Below are 22,466 nucleotides of genomic sequence, written 5' to 3'. Positions count from 1 at the left end.
CGCTGCTACTTGGCTTTGCCCTGGTTGGCGACGGCGTTGATCTTGGCGGCGATGGTCTCGGGATCGCCGATGTACTCCTTGGAAAGCACGTTGAAGTCTTTATCAAAGGTGTACACCAGGGGCACGCCGGTGGGAATGTTGACTTCCAAAATTTCGTCGGGAGTGAGCTTGTCAAACTCCATGACCAGAGAGCGCAGCGAGTTGCCGTGGGCGGCGATGAGCACACGCTGACCATCGCGCATTTGCGGCTCTACCACCTGCTGGAACCAGGGCCATACGCGAGCGATGGTGTCTTCGAGGCACTCGGCGTAGGGGATCTCGTTGGCCGGGATGTTGCGGTAGGCCGGCTGGCTGTGGGCGTCGCGCGGATCGCCCGGCTCCAGCGCAGGGGGACGCACGTCAAAGGAGCGGCGCCAGATCTTTACCTGCTCCTCGCCATACTTGGCGGAGGTATCGGCCTTGTTGAGGCCCTGAAGCGCGCCGTAGTGGCGCTCGTTGAGCTTCCAGGTCTTTTCCACCGGCAGCCAGTCGCGATCCAAGGCATCCAGCACCAGGTTGAGGGTGTGAATGGCGCGCTTGAGGTAGCTGGTGTAGCAAATATCAAAGTCGTAGCCGGCGTCTTTCAGGGCTACGCCGCCGTTGTAGGCTTCGTCGCGGCCCTTCTCGGTAAGGTCGACGTCAGACCAGCCGGTAAACAGATTGGCCTTGTTCCACTGGCTCTCGCCGTGCCTGATGAGCACCAACTGCATGGTTTCTGGGGTCATGGAGATTCCTTTCTTGGGACTTGCAGATCGATGATTCACTTACTAGGATGGGAATAAGTAAACCAAGGATAACTTAACCGTTGCCCACACTATCCGATCCATGCCCGCGAAGCTTCGGCTTTGCTAGCTTCACTGACTGCCTATCTACCCAAGGAGCCTCCATGGTTGACGTCATCATTATTTTTCTGGTTGTTGTGGCGGTGGTCCTTGTCGTCCGCACCCACCTCAAGTCAACGGCCCAAGGCAAGTGTTCCGGATGCCCCTCAGAAGGCGCCTGCAGCTCTCTTTCGCATTCCACAACCGCCGGTGCCTCTTGCTGCCCTGCTGCCGAGAAGACCCTCCATTCTATGGATGAGTCGGTGAAGCGCGCAGTGGCTTTCAGCGCCCAGAAGCACTGACCACGGCGCTCAATAGGGCACTGTTCGCCAGTGGCAGCTTCTGGGGCCGCACCCAGGAAACGGTCGCAACTCCAAGCGGTGGGGTTTCTCGGCAGCAGGGGTGCTGCTACCGCCTGGCCATCGGAAGCCAGAGGCGAAACAGCGGCGAAACACGTCTGTGCGAAGGTTGAGCTAACTATGGACGTATTCCCTTCGCACAAACGAGGTGGACATGAGTAATAGCAGCAAGGATATCGACTACGTACTTCGAACGGTAGAAGAGCGCGACGTGCGTTTTGTGCGCCTATGGTTTACCGACGTGCTGGGTAACATCAAGGCTTTCGCTATCTCGCCAGAGGATCTGGAGGAGGCCTTCGAGGAGGGCATTGGATTCGACGGGTCTTCGGTAGATGGCTTTTCCAGCATCCTTGAGTCCGACATGCTGGCTTTCCCAGATGCCTCCACGTTCCAGTTCTTGCCCTGGCGCCCCTCCACCAATGCGGTGGCACGCATCTTCTGCGACATTCTGACCCCGGACCGCCAGTCGTTCGAGGGCGATCCGCGCGCCTGCCTCATGCGGGTCTTCCGCCTGGCAAACGACCGCGGCTTTGTTCCCAATATTGGGCCTGAGCTGGAGTTTATCTACTCGGAGACCGGCGCGGTGCCCGTGCCGTTGGACAATGCCGGCTACTTTGACTATGCCCCCACCAACTCCTCCCGCGAGCTGCGTCGCGACACGGTGCTGTCGCTGGAGCGCCTCTCTATCCCGGTGGAGTACTCCTATCACGCCATGGGGCCCTCCCAAAACGGGCTGTCCTTGCGCTATTCCGAGGCCGTCACCGCCGCAGACAACATCATGACTGCCCGCTTCGCCATCAAGCAGGTGGCTCAAAACTACGGCTTCTATGCCTCCTTCATGCCCAAGCCTCTGCAGGGCCGTCCCGGATCCGGCATGTTCTTGCAGGAGTCGCTCTTCGACTCCGATGGCGAGAACGTCTTCTGGGGCGCCACCGACACCCTCTATCACCTGAGCGACATCGCCCACTGCTACATCGCGGGCCTCATCAAGTACGCCCCTGAGTACATGCTGCTCACCAACCCCACGGTGAACTCCTACAAGCGCCTGGTGCCTGGCGGAGAAGCGCCCACCTTTGCCACCTGGGGCCGTCGCAATCGCAACGCCTTGGTGCGCGTGCCCATGCACAAGCCGGGCAAGCATCAGTCCACCCGCCTGGAGCTGCGCGTGCCCGATCCTTCGGCCAACCCTTACCATGCCATCGCCGCCAGCGTGCTGGCAGGCCTCAAGGGTATCGAGGAAGGGCTGGAGCTTCCGCCTGAGTACACGGCAGACCTGGGCTCCTCGCCGGCAGAGCTGGCAGCTGCCGGCTTCGAGCGCCTGCCCCGCAACCTGGGAGAGGCCATCGAGAGCTTCCGCCACTCCACGCTCATGCGCGAGATGCTGGGCGACCGCACCTTCGACTTCTTGGTGGCCGAGAAGAGCCGCGAGTGGGATTCCTACAACGCTTCTGTCACCGATTGGGAGATCAAGAAGTATTACGGCGGCTATTAAGCGGCAGCGCCTCGCAAGCGCTTTATACGCCTCGCAAGCGCTTTATAGATTGCCTGGTAAAGCCCTCGCGCAGTGTCGCTGCACGAGGGCTTTTTGACGCTCTTGAAGACCTTTAGGTACAAATCTGCTCTAGGCCGGCAAGGAAAGGTCTGCGGCCCTGCGTGCGCGTAGGTGCAGGAGACTTCAGGCGTGAAATATGCCACTTGAAGCGACGGCAGGGTTTCTCGGCAAAGGAAACAAGAAAAAGTAATGGGCCAGTTGGTCTAGATGTTGATAGGTACCCAGTAGCCTATGGCGCGCTTTGACTGGGAAACTCAGAAGGCTGAAACACAATGTAAAAACAACCTGAATAAATACCCAAAAAAGCCTGAAGAATATGCAACAGGATATTTCTAATTTGGGGAGTACAATAGACCAAACAAGATAAAGAAATTAGAAACAAACTCCCACTATATATCTAGGAATATAGAAGTCACCATGCGCTGGCAGCGACGATCACCTCACAACTTCATAGGCTTGTTAGGTCAGCTTTTGCTCCAAGGGGGAGTGCTAGATTGTCCACCAGAACGTCCCAACGCACGTTCAGAAATCTGATTGTGATTGGTGTGGCTGTAGCCCTTATGTGCGGTGCGGCTATTGCGGGCTGCAAGCCTCGCAGCATGAGGGAGGCCCAAACGGTCTACGGGCTAGTGAATCCTGGAACGCTGACTGTGGCCTGCGACTTCGCCTCTCCGCCTATGAATTTCTACGACAACTCGGGAGCCCCTCGCGGCTTTGAGTACGAGCTTTTGCAGACGGTGGCCGATCGCTTGGGACTCAAGGTGAAGTACATCGAAGACACCTCGGTTAAAGACATCCCAGCGGCGCTCAATGAGCACAAGGCGGACATGGGCGCCTCGGCCATTGTGGTATCAGATGTGGGCACGGTCTCCGACGGCGTCATCATCGGCCGCCCCTACATGGCGGTGGGCCGCGACCTTATCATTGCGCGCGATGCTGAGCGCACAGACCTGGACGATTACAACGACCCTTCGGTCACCATCGCGGTAGATGCTGAGTCTGCCAGCGAAAACTGGGTGCGCAACCGCCTGCCCAAGGCCCAGATCGCCCAGGTAAAAACCGCCGATGAGGGCCTGGTGGGCGTCACCGAGGGCACCTATTCCGCCGCTGTCTACGACGACGTCACCGCCTCGTACCTGTTGAGCGGCACCTACACCAACCTCATGGTTGCCAACCATGTGCACAACGCCGGCCAATACTGCTTTGTCTATCCCGAGGGCTCCGCCACCTTGCGCGACGACATCGATCAGGTGATGCAAGACCTGGAGAGCGAGGGCTATATCGATTCTCTCGAAACCAAGTGGTTCGGGTCGGTCCTCGACTAGCCTCTGCCGCCTCTATCTCGCCCCCTATCCCATAGCCGAGCTGCTCTTTTAAGGCAGCTCGGCTTTTGCGTTTGATACATTCTGGCGATCTTGCAAGGGTTTTCTTACCTACCGTTTGCCGATAAGAGCAGCCACCTTATGCCAGGCTCCTCGGTATCCCTTTGTGCGTCGGAGCTGGAAAAATATGCAAAACAAACCTGAATAACACTCAGAAGATGCATAAATATTTGGTTTCAGGCCCGTGGGGAAGGCACTTTTTTGAAGCAAATGGGTGCAGGGGTGTTAGTATCATCCCCATATTCTGACGACGCCCTACTTTATGCGCACGTCAAAAGGGTGCCGCACGCAAGGCACCCTTTTGTGGTTGATAGAAGGGAACATCATGAACCACACAAGGAGCGGCTTGGGGTTCCAAAGCCGGCTGATGTGTCTGGTAGTAGCCCTGATGGTCGCTCTGGGCACGCTGGGCATTCTTGTCCCTACCAGCGCTCAGGCCCTCACTGTGAACAAGGCCACTGCCTCGCCTAATGAGGACGGCGGATCAGGGGTCATTGGCGGCATCGATACCCGTCTCACCTGGGAAGCCACGGTGGACGAGGGCGAGACCATCTCGGGTGTGACCCTCAAGCTGCCCCAAGACGGCTCCTTCGACGGATCCAGCACCCGCGTGACCGTGCTTGACGGGCTCAAGCGCAAACCCGTGGATGCCCAAGTGGCGGTCCAAGGCACTGCCTTGCAAGTGGCCTTCTCTGAGGATGCCGTAGGCGGCGACCTGCTGCGCATCGAGGTCACCAATATGAAGTTTCCTCCTGAGGGCGGCGATGTGCAGGTGACCGGTACGGCCACCGTCAACGGCCAAGAGGAAGATCTCACCCCTTCTCCGGCCATCGCCATCATCGCCAACACTCCGCTTCAGGCAGCGGTGATGTGGCTGGACGAGCAGCCTTGGGTGGCTGCCTGGAACTCCAATCAGTTCTTGGGCATGTTCTTTAAACCTCAGCTGTTGCTCACTTCTTTTGCCTCACTCTTCCCGGGCTGGCTGGTGTGCTTGGCCATCGTGGTCATCGCGTATCCCTTTGCCATCTTGCTGGGCCTCGTCTTCGCCTTCATGAAGATGGCCAAGCATCGCGGAGTGCGCGCCATCGCGGTGACCTACATCAACATCTTGCGTGGCACCCCGCTGTTCTTGCAGATCTACATCATGTTCTTTGGCCTGCCCATGCTGGGCATCAACATCGACAACAATGTGTTGGGCGTCATTGTGATGGCGGTGAACTCCTCGGCCTACCTGGCAGAGATTTTCCGCGCCGGCATAGAGTCCATCCCCCGCGGCCAATATGAGGCAGCAGAGTCTTTGGGCATGAACTACATGCAAACCATGACCTGTGTCATCCTGCCCCAAACCGTCCGTCGCGTGCTGCCTACCGTGACCAGCGACTTTATCACTGGCTACAAAGACACCTCGCTGCTTTCCTCGGTAGGCGTCATGGAGCTCATGATGTTCTCCAAGAACCTCACCACGGTGACGGGCAACATCACTCCTTACATCGCCGCGGCCATTTACTACCTCATTGTCACACTGCCCCTCATTCGCATCGTGTCCAAGGTGGAGGCTCGCTTGGCCCGCTCCGAGTCTGGCGGCGGCCCGCGCCCCAAGGCCGGCGCCCCTAAGGCAACCGGCGTAGAAGACCGCGATGCCGAGGTAGTGCCTGGCACTGCCCAATGCGCCGCTACGCCCCAAGACAAGGCGTTGGTGCTCGCGGGGATGCCAATGGTGGAGGACGCCTGCCAAGTAGCCGTCGCCGCCCCTGCGGCAGAGGAGGTCCCTGCCTGGCGCCTTCTGGCCTCATCCGTCTTTGGAACCGTTCCCTTTGGCGCTGCTTCTTCGAAGGGGGAGAGCCATGAAGTCTAAAAAGACCGCCGTACCCGAGGTCGCCCCAGCCCTCGATGGCGATGTGGCCGCCAAGCTGGCCTATGAGCACGACAAGAACCTCACCACTCACCACTTTGTGGAGGGCGAGCATCCCATGGTGCGCATCGAGCACCTCAACAAAGCCTTCGACGACAATGTGGTGCTAAGAGACGTGAACCTCAACGTCTGGCCGGGTGAGGTGGTGGTGGTTCTCGGCCCCTCCGGATCGGGAAAGTCCACCATGCTGCGCTGCATCAATCGCCTGGAAACGCCTACCGCCGGACACATCCTCTTCAAGGACCAGGCCATCACGGCTGCCCACAAGAAGGACTTGTGCGACCTGCGCAGGCACCTGGGGATGGTGTTTCAGAACTTCAACCTGTTCCCCCATCTGTCGGCCAAGGAGAACGTCATGATCGGCCAGACCAAGGTGCTGGGGCGCACTAAAGAAGAAGCCGAGAAGGAAGCTCTCGCGCAGCTGGCCGCGGTAGGGCTGGCCGATCGCGCAGACTACATGCCGGCGCAGCTCTCCGGCGGCCAGCAGCAGCGTGTGGCCATTGCCCGTGCGGTGGCCATGCATCCAGAGGTGCTGCTCTTTGACGAGCCCACCAGCGCTCTCGATCCCGAGCTGGTGCGCGGCGTGCTGGACGTCATGCGCGATCTGGCTGAGAACTCGGGCATGACCATGATCGTGGTGACCCACGAGATGGGTTTTGCCCGCGATGTGGCCGACCGCGTGGTCTTCATGGAGGACGGCGTGGTGGTTGAGGAGGGCTTGCCAAACGAGGTCTTTGACCATCCCAAAAATGAACGTACTGCGGCGTTCCTAGGAAATATCACTGAGGTCTAAAAAACAGGGACTATACTCACAAAGGTGTCAATTTAGGCGTGTGACCTGGGATAGCGTCATTATCTTTTCAGCTTCTCCCAAGCTGTGGGATTCCTGAGGAAATCCTGTGGTAAACTAGCTGACATATTATGCCAACAAAGGGCTGCACTAATCGGTAAGCGGTCATGCCGGCTTACCCAACGCGGCCCATAGACCTCAAGTGCCCAGAGCCTGCTTTGCCGGCTCTTGAAGGAGGCCGGCTTGCAGCACCACAAAAACGTCTTGCTCGTGTCCAGAACCACCCGTCTGCATGAGCGCATGCGCGAGCTTTCTCATTCTTTAGACATCTCTATCCTGCTGTCCACTCCTGACACCTTTGATCAGGCAGTGACTTCGGGTCATGAGTTCGACCTGGTAGTCTTCGATCTCTCGGGCGTCACTCCAGAAGTGCAAACCCGCGTCAACGCCTATGTAGTGGGTAACTCCGGCATTCCCCGTCTGCTGGTGGTAGACGAGGATATGCTACTCAACCTTCGCATGCCCGTGCAGGGCCGCAGCGACTTCATCCTGCCTGGCGCGTCCGAGGTGGAGTTCGAGGTGCGTATGTCCCAGCTCCTCTGGCCGGGCGAAGAGACGGTGCCCTCAGACTTTGTGACCATCGACAACATGACCATCAACCTGGCCACCTATCAGGTGACCATCGATGGCAACCCCGTCGACCTCACTCTCATGGAGTACTCGCTGCTGTCCTTCTTGGCCACGCACCCTTCACGCGCCTACTCCCGCGAGGCGCTGCTCCACCGCGTCTGGGGCTTCGAGTACTGCGGCGGCACCCGTACGGTGGACGTGCACATCCGTCGCGTGCGCTCCAAAGTGGGCCCCCAGGTAGCCTCCCATATCGTCACCGTGCGCGGCGTGGGCTATCTCTTCAAGCTCTAAGAGCCCAGGTAGGAAGGGCGGGTTTCTCGGTAAGTAACGCCCCGTCTCGACGTATAAGCTCAGGATCATCAAGGGTTTCTTGGCCTCTACCTGGCCGAGAAACCCCTTCTTTATGGCTTGGTGCCTGCAGGAATCCCTCAGTCATTTGCAATTCTTACCAATTCTTACGAAGAAATGGCTTAGCTGAAAGCCGACGGTAAATGGGGTACATTCCTTACACCCGTCAACGCAGAGGAAAGGTTTGCCCATGGCCCCTGAAGATCAAAATTCCCTGCACCCAGAAGATCCTTCTCAAAATCCCACGTCCGAGTCTGAGGTCTCGGATGCTGAGTATGTAGCCGTCCAGTTTGCTATGCCTGTGCCAGAGCCTTCCGCATCTCAGCCAGAAGCGCCAGAGGCGCCTGTGCCCCCTGTGCAGGACCCCTACGCGCCGCAGCCCGTAGCCGCACAGCCTACTGAGGCGCGGCCTTCGCACCCGGCATCTCCTGAGCCTGCGCTCCATTTGGGTCACGGGGCAGAGACCGATTCGCTGCTTGAGCCCACCCCTCGCCACGAGAGGCCGCAACCCCCTGCGGGCCTGGCGGGCACCCAGCGCCAGCCGCAGGTTTCCACTACGCAGCTGCCGCCCATAAGCCCCAGCCTTACGCAGCGCCAGCCTCAGGCTCCAGTGCCGCCGGTGCCTCCGGTGGAGCCGCCACAGAATCCTGGCAGCCCCCAAGACTTTGCGGGCGAGCCTGCGCCTCAGCCGGCTCCCAAAAAGCGCTCGGGCTTTCTGCCTGGTCTTTTGGGCGGCCTGTTGGGCGCTTTGCTCGTCGCCGGCCTTTGGTTTGGCGTGACCCGCTTGGTGCCCGCCACCTCTCAGACCACCTCTCCTTCCCAGGCTGGTCCTACGGTAAACATCTCCGCCAACCAAGAGAACGCCTCTACTGCCGAGGTGGTGGCAGCCAAGTGCCTGCCCTCGGTCGCTTCCATCAATGTGACTACTTCCCAGGGCGAAGGTGTGGGCAGCGGCGTGGTCTATGACACCCAGGGCAACATCCTCACCAACTACCACGTGGTAGAAGACGCCCAGTCGCTGGTGGTAAACCTCAATGGCAAGAGCTATGAGGGCACCGTGGTGGGTTCTGACCCTTCCAGCGACTTGGCCGTGGTGCATGTGGACCTCAATGGCGACTCTGTCACCCCCATGGAGATCGCCGACTCCTCCAAGCTGGTGGTGGGCCAGTGGGTCATGAGCCTGGGCAGCCCCTTTGGCCTTGACCAGTCGGTGTCCACCGGCATTGTGAGCTCGCTCTACCGCTCCACCATCATGGAAGGCTCTGCCGGCAACACCATCTACACCAACCTGGTGCAGACCGATGCCGCCATCAACCCCGGCAACTCCGGCGGCGCCCTGGTGAACGCTCAAGGCCAGCTCATCGGCATCAACTCCATCATTCAGAGCGCTTCTGGCTCCAGCTCGGGCGTAGGATTCGCCATCCCCTCCAACTACGTCAAGAAGGCAGCAGACGCCATTATTGCCGGCAAGCCCGTCGAGCACGCCTACCTGGGCGCCAACGTGCGCACCGTCACTCCGCAGGTGGCCGCTCAGGCGCACCTGGCAGTAAAGCAGGGCGCTTACGTTGACTCCGTGGTGCAGGGCATGCCCGCCGCTCAGGCAGGCCTCCAGGAGGGCGACATCATCACTGCTATCGATGGCGAGGCCGTGACCTCGGGCGACAACCTTATCCTGGCCGTCCGCAGCAAGGAGGTGGGCGACAAAGTCACCCTTACCTACTATCGCGGCTCCACCGAGTCCACCGTCGACGTCACCTTGGGCTCCGATGCCGAGGCTCAGGCCTCCCAGGCCCAGCGCCGCCAGTCTGCCTATGAGCAGGGCGACAGCGACGAAGACACCCAGGCGCTTCCCAACCGCACTCGTTAACTCCATGAAGGAGGGCGGGTTTCTCGGCTGCACTCTTCTCCTTTGCTCCCCCTTTTGCCGCCCGATGCTTCCTTGGCCCTTGCAGGCCCAGGGAGGGTCGGGCGGTTTTTCCTGCCGAGAAACCCTGGCATTGCCGCCAGGGGGATGTGGCGCCTTGGCTTCGTGTCCAGAAATGCCCCCATGAAAGGAAGCCAAAGCTTACTTCTCAAAATACCTACTAAAGAGTGGGAATATAATGGTTCGCGTTGGGAAGCCTAGTGAATGCACGGGAGAGGCCTAAAGAACGCGACACGCTTTAGGAGGCGTTATGGATAGCAAGCACACTTCTGCTCAAGTGCCTGTGGCGCCAGAGGCTCAGTCTGGCGCGCAAAAGCCTGCCGAGCGCACGGTGGCTCGGCTGGCGGTGGAGGGCATGACCTGCGCCAGCTGCTCTTCCATCATCGAGAAGATGGTGGGGCGCATGCCCGGTGTCGACAACATCGCGGTGAATCTGGCGGCCAACACGGCCACAGTAGCCTTCGACCCGGCCCAAGAAGACCTGGAAAAGATCTGCACCACCATCGATGACCTGGGCTTTGTGGCCAATGTCATCCCCGAGGAGAATCGTGCGAAGTTCGACGAGGAGCGCCGCGCCAAAGAGCGTGCCTCCGAGCAGCGCGACCTCATGACCTTTGTGGCGGCGCTGGTTCTCACCATCATTATCGTGATCATTTCCATGACGCCTCTGGGCATGGATCTGGCCATGGGGATCTCCATGGGCCTCTTTGGCGCCCATGACCATGCCCAGGCCATGTTGGTCATGAACGTCATCGACTTCATCCTTTGCATCCCGGTGCAGTTTATATGCGGCGCGCGCTACTACCGTGGCATGTGGGGAGCCCTCAAAGCCCGCGCCGGCAACATGGACACGCTGGTGGCGGTGGGTACCACGGTAGCCTTTGCCTATGCGACCTACCTCACCTTTGGGCCGCGTGCGCTCTCGGGCCAGATGGCTCCCTTCGAGACCAGCGCCATGCTCATCACCTTCATGCTGCTGGGCAAGATGCTGGAGCATCGCGCCAAGGGCCGTGCGGGCCAGGCGGTGGAGGAGCTCATGGGCCTCACGCCGCGCGAGGCCCATATCCGCCGCGGTGCAGATGTCATCGACGTCCCCGTGGAGTCTCTGGTGGTGGGCGACGTCGTGGTGGTGCGCCCCGGCGAGCGCATCCCGGCAGACGGCCAGGTGGTCTCGGGTTCCTCCTCGGTAGATGAGTCCATGCTTACCGGCGAGCCCCTCTATCAGGAGAAAGTCCAGGGCGACACAGTCACCGGCGGCACGGTCAACGGCACCGGCGTGCTGGACTTCCGCGTCACCGCGGCAGGCTCTGACACCACGCTGGCAGGCATCGTGCGCATGGTGGAGGCTGCCCAAGGTTCCAAGCCTCCCGTGCAGCGTCTGGCCGATAAGATCAGCGCCGTCTTTGTGCCAGCCGTCCTATCCATCGCAGCGGTCACCTTTGTGGTGTGGATCTGCGTGCTGGCCTCCCAAGGCCCTCTCAACGGCACTGCGGTCGAGCGCGCCCTCATGGTGGGGGTCTCGGTGATCGTGGTGGCGTGCCCCTGCGCCCTGGGTCTGGCAGTGCCCACTGCCATCATGGTAGGCACCGGCCGCGGCGCCGAGGAAGGCCTGCTCATCAAGGACGGCGAGGCGCTGGAAGGGGCAGGCTCCGTCACTGACGTGGTCTTTGACAAGACCGGCACTCTCACCCAGGGAATGCCTGAGCTGGTCTCGGTAGTCTGCGACCCTGAGGTCTCTCAGGACAAGGCCATGGCCTTGGCTGCCGGCTTGGAGAAGGACAGCGAGCACCCCTTGGCCAAAGCCGTGCTGCTTTGGGCTGCCGAGAGGGATGTGGCCCCAGTGGCAGTGACCTCTTTTGAGGCCCTTGCGGGGCAAGGCATTGCGGCTCAAGGTCCCGATCCTCTCTCCGGCAGGCAGGTGGAGGTGGCCTTTGGCAACCAGCGGCTGCTGGAGTCGCTGGTTGCGCCTATGCCCCAGTGGGCCGTTCAGGATGAAAGCCATGCAGGCACTACGCGCATGTATCTGGTGGCAAACGGCCGCCTTCTCGCGGTGGTGGATGCCCGCGACACGCCAAAGCCCACCGCCCGCGACGGCGTGGCGGCACTTCAGGCTTTGGGTGTGCGTGTGTCCATGCTCTCTGGCGACAACCACAGTGCGGCTCAAGCGGTAGCCGTCGAGGTGGGCATCAAGCCCGAGGATGTCATCGCCGAGGTCTTGCCCCAGGACAAGGCCGACGAGATCCAGCGCCTCAAGGATGAGGGCCGCAAGGTGGCCATGGTAGGCGACGGCATCAACGACACTCCGGCGCTGGCCACCGCAGATGTGGGCATCGCCATGGGAGCCGGCTCTGACGCTGCTCTTGAGGTGGGTCAGGTAGTGCTCATGCACGACGACGTGCGCGACGTCTCCCGCGCCGTCTCCCTCTCCCGTGCCACCATGCGCAAGATCCATCAGAACTTTGCCTGGGCGCTGGGCTACAACTGCCTGCTCATCCCGCTCGCCTGCGCTGGCATCCTGGCCCCTGAGGTCTCCGGCGCCTGCATGGCGCTCTCCTCGGTGTCGGTGGTCACCAACTCGCTGTTGCTCAAGCGCTGGCGCGCCTAGGGCGGCCCGCCTCGAGTCGGCAGCCGGGAGAGTCCGGGTACAGTAGGGCTAGGACACACGAGCAGGGGAGTGACTATGGATAAAGATTCGGCGCGCGCACGGGCACAGGAGCTTCGCGAGCTACTTAATTACAACGCTTATCGCTACTATGCGCTGGATGATCCAGAAGTCACAGACGCCCAGTTCGACCAGTGGCTGGTGGAGCTCCAGGACATCGAGGCCCAATACCCGGATTTGGTGGTGCCCGAGAGCTATACCCAGCGGGTGGGCGGCTACGTAAGCCCGCAGTTTGCCGAGGTCACCCATGCAAGGCCCATGTACTCCATCGATGACGCCATGAATCTGGAGGAGCTGGACGCCTGGTTGGCCAAGACCGACGAAGCGCTGGGGTCGACGCCGGAGCATCCGGTGGCCTATACCTGCGAGCTCAAGATCGACGGGCTGGGCGTGGCGGTCACCTACCGCAACGGCGAGTTCGTGCGGGCGGCCACCCGCGGCAACGGCACGGTGGGCGAGGACGTGACCCTCAACGTGCGCACCATCAAAGACGTGCCGGTGGAGCTCGATGCCAAAGGTCTGGATGCGCTAAGTGACGCTTCGGGACCGCAGGGCCAGTCGCTTCTGGAAGTGCGTGGTGAGGTCTACATGCCCAAGAGCGAGTTCGTGCGCCTCAACAGCGAGCGCGATCTGGCAGGACTGGCGGTCTTTGCCAACCCTCGCAACGCGGCGGCAGGGTCGCTTCGCCAAAAAGACCCCCGCATCACCCGCGGGCGCAAGCTGGCCACCTTCATCTATGCGGTGGCCGACCCCTCCATGGTGCACGTCACCACTCAGCAGCAATTCTTGGAATGGCTCGCCAGCTGCGGCTTTGTGGTGAACGGCCACTTCCGCCGCTGCGACAGCGCCGCCGAGGTCCACGAGTTTTGCGCCCAGGCGTTAGTCCAGCGCAACGACCTCAACTACGACATCGACGGCGTGGTGGTCAAGGTGGACTCCTTTGCCAGCCAAGAGGCCCTGGGCTTCACCAGCCGCGCGCCCCGGTGGGCCATCGCCTTCAAGTTCCCGCCAGAGGAAAAAGAGACGGTGCTGCGCGACATCCGCATCCAGGTGGGGCGCACCGGCGTGCTCACACCGGTGGCCGAGTTTGACCCCGTAGTGGTGGCTGGATCCACCATCGCCCGCGCCACGCTCCACAACATGGACGAGATAGAGCGACGCAACGTGCGCGTGGGCGACACCATCATCGTGCACAAGGCTGGCGACGTAATCCCCGAGGTTGTGGGCCCTGTCCTTGCCAAGCGCCCCTCAGACTCGGCGCCCTTCCACATGCCTGCTCTCTGCCCCTCTTGCGGAAGCCCTGTAGTGCACGAGGAGGGCGAAGTGGCCTACCGCTGCATCTCCATCGACTGTCCCGCCCAGTCCTTGGAGCGCTTGGAGCACTGGCAGAGCCGCAAGGCCATGGACATCGACGGCATGGGTCCCGAGATGATCGGACGCCTGGTGGCCGCTGGTTATCTACGCGATGTGGCAGACATCTACGACAATCTCGATGCCGAGAAGATCGCCGCCTTGCCTACCAGTCGCACCTACCAAACCACCACCAAGACCCATCAGGCGGGCGACCCCATCTTGGTGGGTGTGAAGACGGCAAAAAAGCTTATGGACCAGATCGAGAAGTCCAAAGACCGTCCCTTCTCGCGCGTGATCTTTGGTCTGGGAATCCAACACGTGGGTTCCTCGGTAGCCGATGCGCTTACTGCCGCCTTCCCCAGCTTGCAAGTGCTGGCGAGCGCCACAGAGGAACAGCTGGCCGCTGTGGACGGCGTAGGGCCAGTGGTGGCCTCTACCATCGCGGAGTTCTTCTCCATCCCCGAGAACTTGGAGGTGCTGCACCGCCTAGAGGCTGCAGGCCTGCGCCTAGCCGACGAGGCCCCCGCCACTCCCAAGCTACCTCAAACTCTGGCAGGCCTCACCTTTGTGCTCACTGGATCGCTGGACTCCCTTACCCGCGAAGAAGCCGGAGAGGCCTTGAAGGCCTGGGGCGCCAAGGTGTCTGGCAGCGTCTCCAAAAAGACCAGCTACCTGGTGGCAGGCGCCAAAGCAGGTTCCAAGCTCACCAAAGCCCAGTCGCTGGGAGTGCCGGTGCTCGACGAGGAAGCGCTGCTGCATATTATTCAAACTGGAGAGAAACCGGAGGTCTGATAATGGAGAGTTCCAATTCGTCCGCTACCCAACGCCGTGCCCGCGCCGTGAAAATCCTAGGTCGCATTGCCTCGGGTTTATCGGTACTTATGTATGTGTCTTATATCGCTCAGATCTCCAATAATCTGGCGGGAAACTACGGCTCGCCCATTCAGCCCTTTGTGGCCATGGTGAACTGCATCTTTTGGACCGCCTACGGGTTTTTGGAAACGCCGCGGGATACCCCTATCATTGTGGCTAATATTCCGGGCATCATCTTGGGCTGCATCGCCTTTTTGACGGCGCTGCACTAGCGCGGGCGACGTGCGCTTTGGGGTGGGCCCAGTCAATGAGAAGGGGCGCTCCCCATGGCGCAGGATACGCAGAAGAAAAAAATGCAGGATGTGGCGTTGCAGGGAGTGGCGAGCCGGCAGGATGAGGCAAGCCAGTCTCGCGCGGCTGCGACAGGGCCTGCGGAAGCTAATGGTTTGGCGACAGAGCCTGAGATCTGCGCCCAGCTGCCCGAGAAGCCTTGGATCCGTGTGCTGGCTGCCATCGCCACGGTGCTGGCCGTGATGATGTATGTCTCCTACATCCCGCAGATCACCAACAACCTGGCGGGCGATTATGGCTCGCCGGTGCAGCCCTTTGTGGCCTTTGTGGCCTGCACCATTTGGGCGGTCTACGGCTATTGCAAGCGGGACCGCGACTGGGCTCTGGTGGCGGCCAACAGCCCAGGCATCTTCTTTGGCCTGGTCACCTTTTTGACGGCGCTGCACTAGGCGTTGCTGGCTGGCTGTCTTGTGAGCGGAATTACCTGCCATCTGGGTGTGTGCGCCACTTAGCACTCTTGCGTATGGGCGTACTCGCGCTACTGGCCGCGCGCTACTAAGTACTTCTACTTAGTAGCGATCTTCTATGACCTGGGGTTTTCCTTTTAAGTAAGTACTTTCGGGTGGCAATCGGGTCATTTTGGGGCCAAAAAGTACTTAGTAGCAAGCGCCTCGAGACTGTGGGTGCAGCAAGCGCACCAAGACTGTAAGCGCAGCAACCGCAGCAAGCATGGCAAGCGGCACACGACTGTAATGCAACAATCGGCGTGGGACTGCGAGGGGCGCTCCACCAGACGGCAAATGGCAGCCGCACCAGACCCTCCGCACACATTTTGGGCTTCTCACAGTTACATCACCACTTGGTAACAGCCTGCAGCTCGAAACAAGACCGCTAAATTAGCCTTCTAGGCTTGCCCTTAAGAGCCCATGGGACACGTGTGTCCAGGCGCAACCGACGGCTATTGAGCTGTATCGCTTGGGCGCTCTGCCCCTTCCATAGATGGAGCAGTCGAGGGAGTTCTTATGACACAAGCTGAGCAGCCACGCACCCTCTGGTCGCCGCAGTTCGAGCACGATGCCTGCGGCATCGGCGCCCTGGCGCATCTCAAGGGCAAGAAGAGCCACCAGATGGTAGACGATGCCTTATCAGTACTGGTAAATCTGGAGCATCGTGGCGGCGTGGGCTTGGAGCGCTCCTGCGGCGACGGCGCGGGCATCCTCATGCAGGTGCCGCATAGGTTCTTCCGCAAAGAGGCTCAAAAAGAGGGTTGCTTGCTGCCCGACGAAGGCGACTATGGCGTGGCCATGCTCTTCTTCCCCCAGGACGATTTTGGGGTTCAAGCGGCCATCCGCATCTTCGAGGAGGGTTGCGCGGCCCACGGTCTGCCGCTGCTCTTTTGGCGCAAGGTGCCGGTGGACGCCCATGACCTGGGGGCTTCGGCGCGCGACACCATGCCTACCATCTACCAGGCCTTCATTGGGCGTCCCGAGTCTGTGGCAGCAGGCGACGACTTCGAGCGCGCCCTCTATGTGTGCCGGCGCACCATCGAGAAGACCGCCGAGAAGACCCACGCCCTCAGAGGCCGCATCTTTTATGTGTGCTCCATGAGCGCCAGGACCATCGTGTACAAGGGCATGCTGCTGGCCACCCAGATGCGCCGCTTCTTCACCGACCTCAACGATGCCGCAGTAGAAAGCGCCCTCTGCCTGGTGCACTCCCGCTATTCCACCAACACCACCCCCAGCTGGGAGCGGGCGCACCCCAACCGCTACATCATCCACAACGGCGAGATCAACACCCTCAAGGGCAACGTCAACGCCCTGCGCGCCCGTGAGCCCGAGCTCTATTCGCCGGTGCTGGGCGACAGGCTCGAAGACGTGTTGCCGGTGATCAACCGAGAGGGCTCGGACTCGGCCATTTTGGACAACGTGCTGGAGTTCTTGGTGATGAACGGCCGTTCTATGAGCCGCGCCGCCTCCCTACTCATCCCCGAGCCCTGGGACAAGAACAAGCACCTCACCCCTGAGCGCCGCGCCTTCGACCAGTATCAGTCCATGCTTATGGAACCCTGGGACGGCCCGGCCGCCATCGCCTACTCAGACGGCCGCACCCTGGGCGCCTCGCTGGACCGCAACGGCCTTCGACCAGCCCGCTACTACATCACCCACGACCAGCGCCTGCTGCTTTCCAGCGAGGTAGGCACCTTAGACATCGATCCCACAGACATCCTGGAGGCCGGCTGCTTGGGTCCTGGCGAGATGCTGCTGGTGCAGCCCGACGAAGGCCGCGTCCTCTGGAACGACGAGATCCGCAACGATCTGGCGGCTCAAAAGCCCTTCCGCCGCTGGATTGGAGACGAGACCCTCACCCTGGAAGACCTGGCAGTGCCAGAAGATTCTCAAGCTGCCGAGAAACCCGCACCCTTCGATGGCGCACCCTTTGCCTTTGCTATGGCTCAGCTGGGCCATAGCTACGATGATGTGGATGAGGCGCTGCGTCCTATGGCAGAACAGGCCAAGGTGCCGCTGGCTTCCATGGGCTTCGATATTCCTCTCGCCTGCCTCTCTGACAAGCCCCGGCCTTTCTACGACTACTTCTACCAGCTCTTTGCCCAGGTCACCAATCCCCCCATCGATGCGCTGCGCGAGAGTCTGGTGACTTCCACTTCGCTCTACCTGGGAAACCACGGCAACTTCCTGGAGGACGCCCGCGATAACTGCCGCCTCATCGCACTGGATGGGCCCATCTTGAGCGAAGAGGACTTCGCAAAGCTCTCCAGCTTGGATCGCACGGGTTTCTCGGCACGTACGTTTGCGTGCACCATAGCCGCAGGCGCTCCTGCGGGGGCTTTAGAGGCGGCCTTGGACCGTCTCTGCCAAGAGGCAGAGGAGGCCATAGCCCAGGACGTCAACATCATAATTTTGAGCGATCGGGCAGGCGCGGACGAGATCCCGGTGCCTTCGCTGTTGGCGCTGGGCGCAGTGCACCACCACCTCATGCGGCGCGGTTTGCGCATGAAGGCCGATATCGTGGTGGACACCGGGGATGCCCTGTGCGCCCATGACTTTGCGGCGCTGGTGGGCTTCTCGGCATCGGGGATCCACCCCTGGGGCGCCCATGATGCCATCCGGCATCTGGCGGCTACCGGGGAGCTGGCGGTCTCGGCGGAGCTGGGCATCCAGAACTTCGACAAGGCGGTCACGGCGGGCATCGTGTCCATCATGTCCAAGATGGGCATCTCCACCATGCAGGGCTATCATGCCGCGCAGATCTTCGAGGCGGTGGGCCTGGCGCCCGAAGTGGTGGACCACTGCTTCACCGATACCCCCTCGCGCGTGGGCGGCCTCACCTTCGACGACATCCAGCGCGAGCTTTCCGAGCGCTACCACGAGGCCAAGCTCATCGCCCAAAGCCCTTCGCCTGAGCAGCTGCCTAGCTCAGGCATGACCAAGTGGCGCCCTTTCAACGGCGTCTTTGCGGGAGAAGAGCACCTCATCGACCCCCAGACCATCTATCTGTTGCAGCGGGCCTGCCGCGAGAACAGCCAGGAGCTCTGGGACGAGTATGTGGCCCATGTGCACAGGGCCGGCCGCCCTATGATGCTGCGCGACCTTTTGGGCTTCAAGCCGTTGCCCTCTGGTCCTGTGCCGCTGGAAGAGGTGGAGAGCGCCGCGAGCATTTGCCGCCGCTTCAACACCGGCGCCATGAGCTACGGCTCCATCTCCAAAGAGGCTCACGAGTGCCTGGCCATCGCCATGAATCGCCTGGGCGGCCGGTCTAACACCGGCGAGGGCGGCGAGGATCCTGCCCGCGAGACGCCGTTGGCTCCCGGCAGCGCCCCCTGGTGGAAGCCCGGCGACACCGCCAAGAGCGCCATCAAGCAGGTGGCCTCGGGACGCTTCGGCGTCACCAGCCGCTATCTGGGCAGCGCCACGGAGATCCAAATCAAGATGGCCCAAGGCGCCAAGCCCGGCGAGGGCGGCCACCTGCCAGGCAAGAAGGTCTATCCCTGGATCGCCGAGGTGCGCCGCTCCACCCCGGGCGTGGGCCTCATCAGCCCGCCGCCCCACCACGACATCTACTCCATCGAGGACCTGGCCGAGCTCATCTTCGATCTCAAGAACGCCAATCCGGGCGCGCGCGTCTCGGTGAAGCTGGTGGCAGAAGCCGGCGTAGGCACCATCGCCACCGGTGTGGCCAAGGGCGGTGCCGACAAGATCCTCATCTCCGGATCCAACGGCGGCACCGGCGCCGCACCTCGCGATTCCATCTACCATGCCGGCTTACCTCTGGAGTTGGGACTGGCAGAGGCCCAGCAAACGCTGCTGCAAAACGGCCTGCGCTCCCGCGTGGTCATGGAGGCCGACGGCAAGCTCATGTGCGGCCGCGACGTGGCTATCGCTGCCCTTCTGGGGGCCGAGGAGTTTGGCTTTGCCACCATGCCCCTCATCGCCATGGGCTGCCTCATGCAGCGCGACTGCCAAAAGGACACCTGTCCGGCGGGCATCGCCACCCAAAACAAGAGCCTGCGCTGCCAGTTTCATGCCAGCCCCGACCACGTGGTGAACTTCATGATGTTTGTGGCCGAGGAGTTGCGCCGCCTCATGGCAGACCTGGGCTTTAGAAAGGTGGATGACATGGTGGGCCATCCCGAGTGCCTGGTGCAGCTGGAAGAAGCCGACGGCTGGAAGGCCTCCACGCTGGATCTCTCTGCAGTGCTTGCCAACGGCGCCAACGCCTACGGCCTGGATATCCCGGGGGCCGCCGGCCGCCGCTTCCTGGATGAGATGGCCTTTGACCTGGCGCTGGAAAAGACGCTGGATGCCACGCTCTTCATCCCCTATACCGCGGCGGCCCGCCAGCACTTGGAGCCCATCGCCTTCCACGCAGACCTGGCCAACGTCAACCGCTGCGTGGGCACCATGCTGGGCGCGGCAGTGACCGCCCAGCATCCCGAGGGGCTGCCAGACGACACCATCAAGATCCAGTGCACCGGCTCCGGCGGCCAGTCTTTTGGCGCGTTCTTGCCTGCAGGCGTAAGCCTCACTATCACCGGCGACGCCAACGACTACTTTGGCAAGGGTTTGTCGGGAGGCATTTTGGCGGTGCATCCCAGCTCCAAGGCCACCTACAAGTTCAACGAGAATCTGTCCATCGGCAACGTGGCCTTCTACGGCGCCACGGCGGGCAAAGGCTTCATCAACGGGTTGGCTGGCCAGCGCTTTGGCGTGAGAAACTCTGGAGCCACGCTGGTGTGCGAGGGAGTGGGAAACCACGGCTGCGAATATATGACCGGCGGCGTCGCCCTTATCCTGGGCGAGGTGGGCGTGAACTTCGCCGCGGGCATGAGCGGAGGCGTGGCCTATGTGTTCGACGAGTTGAACACCTTGGACGGCCGGGTGAACCACGAGCTGGTAGACGTGCTTCCGGCAGACGAGAAGGACCTGGCCATCATTCGCGAGCTTATTCAGGAGCACGTGGGGCATACCCTGAGCCCCTTGGGCATCAAGCTGCTCTATCGCTTCGAGGTGCTAGGGCCCAAGTTCAAAAAGGTGCTCCCTCGCGACTATGCGCGAGTGACGGCACTGATGGATTCGGCGATGGCCGAGGGCGCAACCCGCTCCGAGGCCGAGACCATGGCCTTCGACGCCATGCGCATGGGGAGGTAGACCATGGGAAAAGTTGGCGGCTTCTTAGAGTTCGACCGCACCACGCATGGCGAGCGGCCAGTGGCGGAGCGCCTGAAAGACTTTGGCGACATCGCGCTTCCGCTTCCCGACGAGGAACAGCGCTTTCAAGCCTGCCGCTGCATGAACTGCGGCGTGGCCTTTTGCCAGACCGGCGCCTCCTTTGGAGGCGCCAGGACGAGTGGCTGTCCGCTGCACAACCTCATCCCCGAGTGGAACGATCTTGTCTGGCGCGGCCTCTGGGACCAGGCGGCTGCCCGCATGCGCATCACCAACCCCTTCCCGGAGTTTACCGGACGGGTATGCCCGGCCCTCTGCGAGGCGGCCTGCAACCTGGGCCGCGATCGCGGAGCCACCACCATCAAAGACGACGAGCGCGCCATCTCCGACCACGAATGGGCTTCAGGCGGCCCGGCTCCGCTCTTCTCGGCTGCCGATAAACCCGCAGCCTCTGGGGCCGCCACCTCTGGGGAGGCTCCGACTTCTGTGGCGGTGGTGGGCTCTGGGCCTTCTGGCTTGGCCGTTGCCTGGGAGCTTCGCCGTCGGGGCTTTGCGGTGCGCGTCTTCGAGAAGTCCGACGCAGCCGGCGGCCTTCTGCGCTATGGCATCCCTGCCATGAAGCTGCCCAAGGATGTGGTGGAGCGCCGCATCCAGTGGATGCGCGACCAGGGGATAGCGTTCGAGCTCGACTATGACGCAGCCGCAGAGGAAAGCGTTTCTCGGCTGTGCGGCGATTTCGACGCCGTGGTGCTTGCGGCAGGGGCAGGGGAGCCTCGGCGCTTGAGGGTGCCCGGCGCCCAGTTGGATGGCGTGGTATTGGCCGTGGACTACCTCACTGCGTCCACCAAGGCAGTGGAGGGAGCCGGAGGGGATCGTGCGGCCTATGACCCAGCCATCAGCGCCGAGGGCAAGGACGTGGTGGTCATAGGCGGCGGTGACACCGGCACCGACTGCGTGGCTACCGCGTTGCGCCAAGGCGCGCGCTCGGTGCGCCAGCTGGAGTTCATGCCTCAGCCGCCTGAGCATCGTCTGCCCTCCAACCCTTGGCCCGAGTGGCCCATCGAGCTCAAGGTGGACTACGGCCAGCAGGAAGCCATTCAGGTGGAGGGCGAAGATCCGCGCACCTTTGGCGCCGACACCCTGGAGCTTCTGGGTGACGAAACCGGAGCGGTGCAATCCTTGCGCTTTGCTCGCTTGGACTGGTCTGGCGGCGCTCCAGTGCGCATCGAGGGTTCTGAAGAAGAAATCCCTGCCCAGCTAGTGCTTGTCGCCATGGGCTTCACCGGCCCTGCTCCGGAGCTCTTGGAAGCCTTTGGCGTGGCCGTGCAGGAGCAGCGCCCGCTGCCCGCCACGGCGCCTCAAAACCATCGCGCCCTGCGCACCCCTGACGCACCGGGCTTCTCGACTCCCGTGTATGTGGCGGGCGACACCCGCTCCGGCGCCTCGCTGGTGGTGAGCGCCATCGCCGACGGCCTCCTGTGCGCCAGAGAGGTAGCCGCTGGGCTGGACCGTTAATCTGGGGTAGCTTACCGGGTACCTCGCTGCTGGCTGGCTGCCTCGCGCCATCTGGGGCGGCCGCTGCTTGCGAGTCCACGGCCTGCTGGCTGCCCCGTATTGTCGGGGTGGCCGTTCGTATTGCGTACTAGCTACCCTGGCAACAACGGGGGTGTTGCGGAAAATCCGACTTCATCCCCCCGATGTTGTTGGGCAAAACCCGCAAATCTCGCAAAAGCCCAACAGCACAGAAGGATCTTGCCGGATACCCTCTCAAGCACTGTTGCTCCGCCCGCAGACCTGGCTTCCCAAGGGAAGCCAGGTCTGCGAACTTATTTGCTGCGGGAAAGCGGTAACCGTTCTTGGAGCTCAGGGGCTCTGCCAAGTAGTACAGGTTGGCAGGTATCTC

14 protein-coding genes are annotated in these 22,466 nt (G+C 61.7%); 13 read left to right on the top strand and 1 reads right to left on the bottom strand.

All coding sequences use genetic code 11. The features are described from left to right. Positions 1 to 5: 5 nt before the first annotated feature. On the bottom strand, positions 6 to 764 hold the full coding sequence (gene gpmA / locus OR601_RS06930) for a 2,3-diphosphoglycerate-dependent phosphoglycerate mutase (protein ID WP_323373073.1): 759 nt from the start codon (positions 762 to 764) through the stop codon (positions 6 to 8). Between the two features lie 161 nt (positions 765 to 925). Between gpmA and OR601_RS06925 the strand changes: the two genes are divergently transcribed. The 13 genes from OR601_RS06925 to OR601_RS06865 all read left to right on the top strand — a co-directional run bounded on the left by OR601_RS06925 (position 926) and on the right by OR601_RS06865 (position 22,078). After that, positions 926 to 1,162: a FeoB-associated Cys-rich membrane protein gene (locus OR601_RS06925; protein ID WP_265591487.1), complete on the top strand. Its 237-nt coding sequence runs from the start codon at positions 926 to 928 to the stop codon at positions 1,160 to 1,162. 211 nt (positions 1,163 to 1,373) lie between these two features. Next, positions 1,374 to 2,711 (top strand): glutamine synthetase family protein, encoded by a 1,338-nt coding sequence (locus tag OR601_RS06920; RefSeq protein WP_136012054.1) that lies wholly within the window; start codon positions 1,374 to 1,376, stop codon positions 2,709 to 2,711. A gap of 554 nt (positions 2,712 to 3,265) precedes the next feature. After that, positions 3,266 to 4,096: an ABC transporter substrate-binding protein gene (locus tag OR601_RS06915; RefSeq protein WP_265591486.1), complete on the top strand. Its 831-nt coding sequence runs from the start codon at positions 3,266 to 3,268 to the stop codon at positions 4,094 to 4,096. Between the two features lie 382 nt (positions 4,097 to 4,478). Further along, positions 4,479 to 6,008: an amino acid ABC transporter permease gene (locus OR601_RS06910; RefSeq protein ID WP_265591485.1), complete on the top strand. Its 1,530-nt coding sequence runs from the start codon at positions 4,479 to 4,481 to the stop codon at positions 6,006 to 6,008. Then, positions 5,998 to 6,858, top strand: coding sequence for an amino acid ABC transporter ATP-binding protein (locus OR601_RS06905; RefSeq protein ID WP_323373072.1), 861 nt, complete (start codon positions 5,998 to 6,000; stop codon positions 6,856 to 6,858). Before OR601_RS06910 ends, OR601_RS06905 begins: the two co-directional genes overlap by 11 nt. Before the next feature lie 297 nt (positions 6,859 to 7,155). Beyond that, the gene (locus OR601_RS06900) at positions 7,156 to 7,776 is read left to right on the top strand and encodes a winged helix-turn-helix domain-containing protein (RefSeq protein WP_136012153.1); all 621 of its coding nucleotides are present in this window, start codon (positions 7,156 to 7,158) and stop codon (positions 7,774 to 7,776) included. 247 nt (positions 7,777 to 8,023) lie between these two features. Next, the gene (locus OR601_RS06895) at positions 8,024 to 9,700 is read left to right on the top strand and encodes a S1C family serine protease (protein WP_265591484.1); all 1,677 of its coding nucleotides are present in this window, start codon (positions 8,024 to 8,026) and stop codon (positions 9,698 to 9,700) included. A 307-nt stretch (positions 9,701 to 10,007) separates the two neighbouring features. Further along, positions 10,008 to 12,362 (top strand): heavy metal translocating P-type ATPase, encoded by a 2,355-nt coding sequence (locus OR601_RS06890; RefSeq protein ID WP_265591483.1) that lies wholly within the window; start codon positions 10,008 to 10,010, stop codon positions 12,360 to 12,362. A 75-nt stretch (positions 12,363 to 12,437) separates the two neighbouring features. Then, positions 12,438 to 14,564: an NAD-dependent DNA ligase LigA gene (gene ligA / locus OR601_RS06885; RefSeq protein WP_265591482.1), complete on the top strand. Its 2,127-nt coding sequence runs from the start codon at positions 12,438 to 12,440 to the stop codon at positions 14,562 to 14,564. A 2-nt stretch (positions 14,565 to 14,566) separates the two neighbouring features. Then, positions 14,567 to 14,857 carry a SemiSWEET family transporter gene (locus tag OR601_RS06880; RefSeq protein ID WP_265591481.1) on the top strand — a complete coding sequence of 97 codons (291 nt, stop codon included), beginning with the start codon at positions 14,567 to 14,569 and terminating at the stop codon, positions 14,855 to 14,857. A gap of 54 nt (positions 14,858 to 14,911) precedes the next feature. Next, positions 14,912 to 15,325 (top strand): SemiSWEET family transporter, encoded by a 414-nt coding sequence (locus tag OR601_RS06875; protein WP_265591480.1) that lies wholly within the window; start codon positions 14,912 to 14,914, stop codon positions 15,323 to 15,325. A 573-nt stretch (positions 15,326 to 15,898) separates the two neighbouring features. After that, the gene (gene gltB / locus OR601_RS06870) at positions 15,899 to 20,545 is read left to right on the top strand and encodes a glutamate synthase large subunit (protein ID WP_265591479.1); all 4,647 of its coding nucleotides are present in this window, start codon (positions 15,899 to 15,901) and stop codon (positions 20,543 to 20,545) included. Between the two features lie 3 nt (positions 20,546 to 20,548). Further along, on the top strand, positions 20,549 to 22,078 hold the full coding sequence (locus tag OR601_RS06865; protein WP_265591478.1) for a glutamate synthase subunit beta: 1,530 nt from the start codon (positions 20,549 to 20,551) through the stop codon (positions 22,076 to 22,078). Positions 22,079 to 22,466 lie beyond the last annotated feature (388 nt).

This window comes from Leptogranulimonas caecicola (assembly GCF_023168405.1).
GTDB lineage: Bacteria > Actinomycetota > Coriobacteriia > Coriobacteriales > Atopobiaceae > Leptogranulimonas > Leptogranulimonas caecicola.
This window is presented reverse-complemented; position numbering and strand designations above follow the sequence as displayed.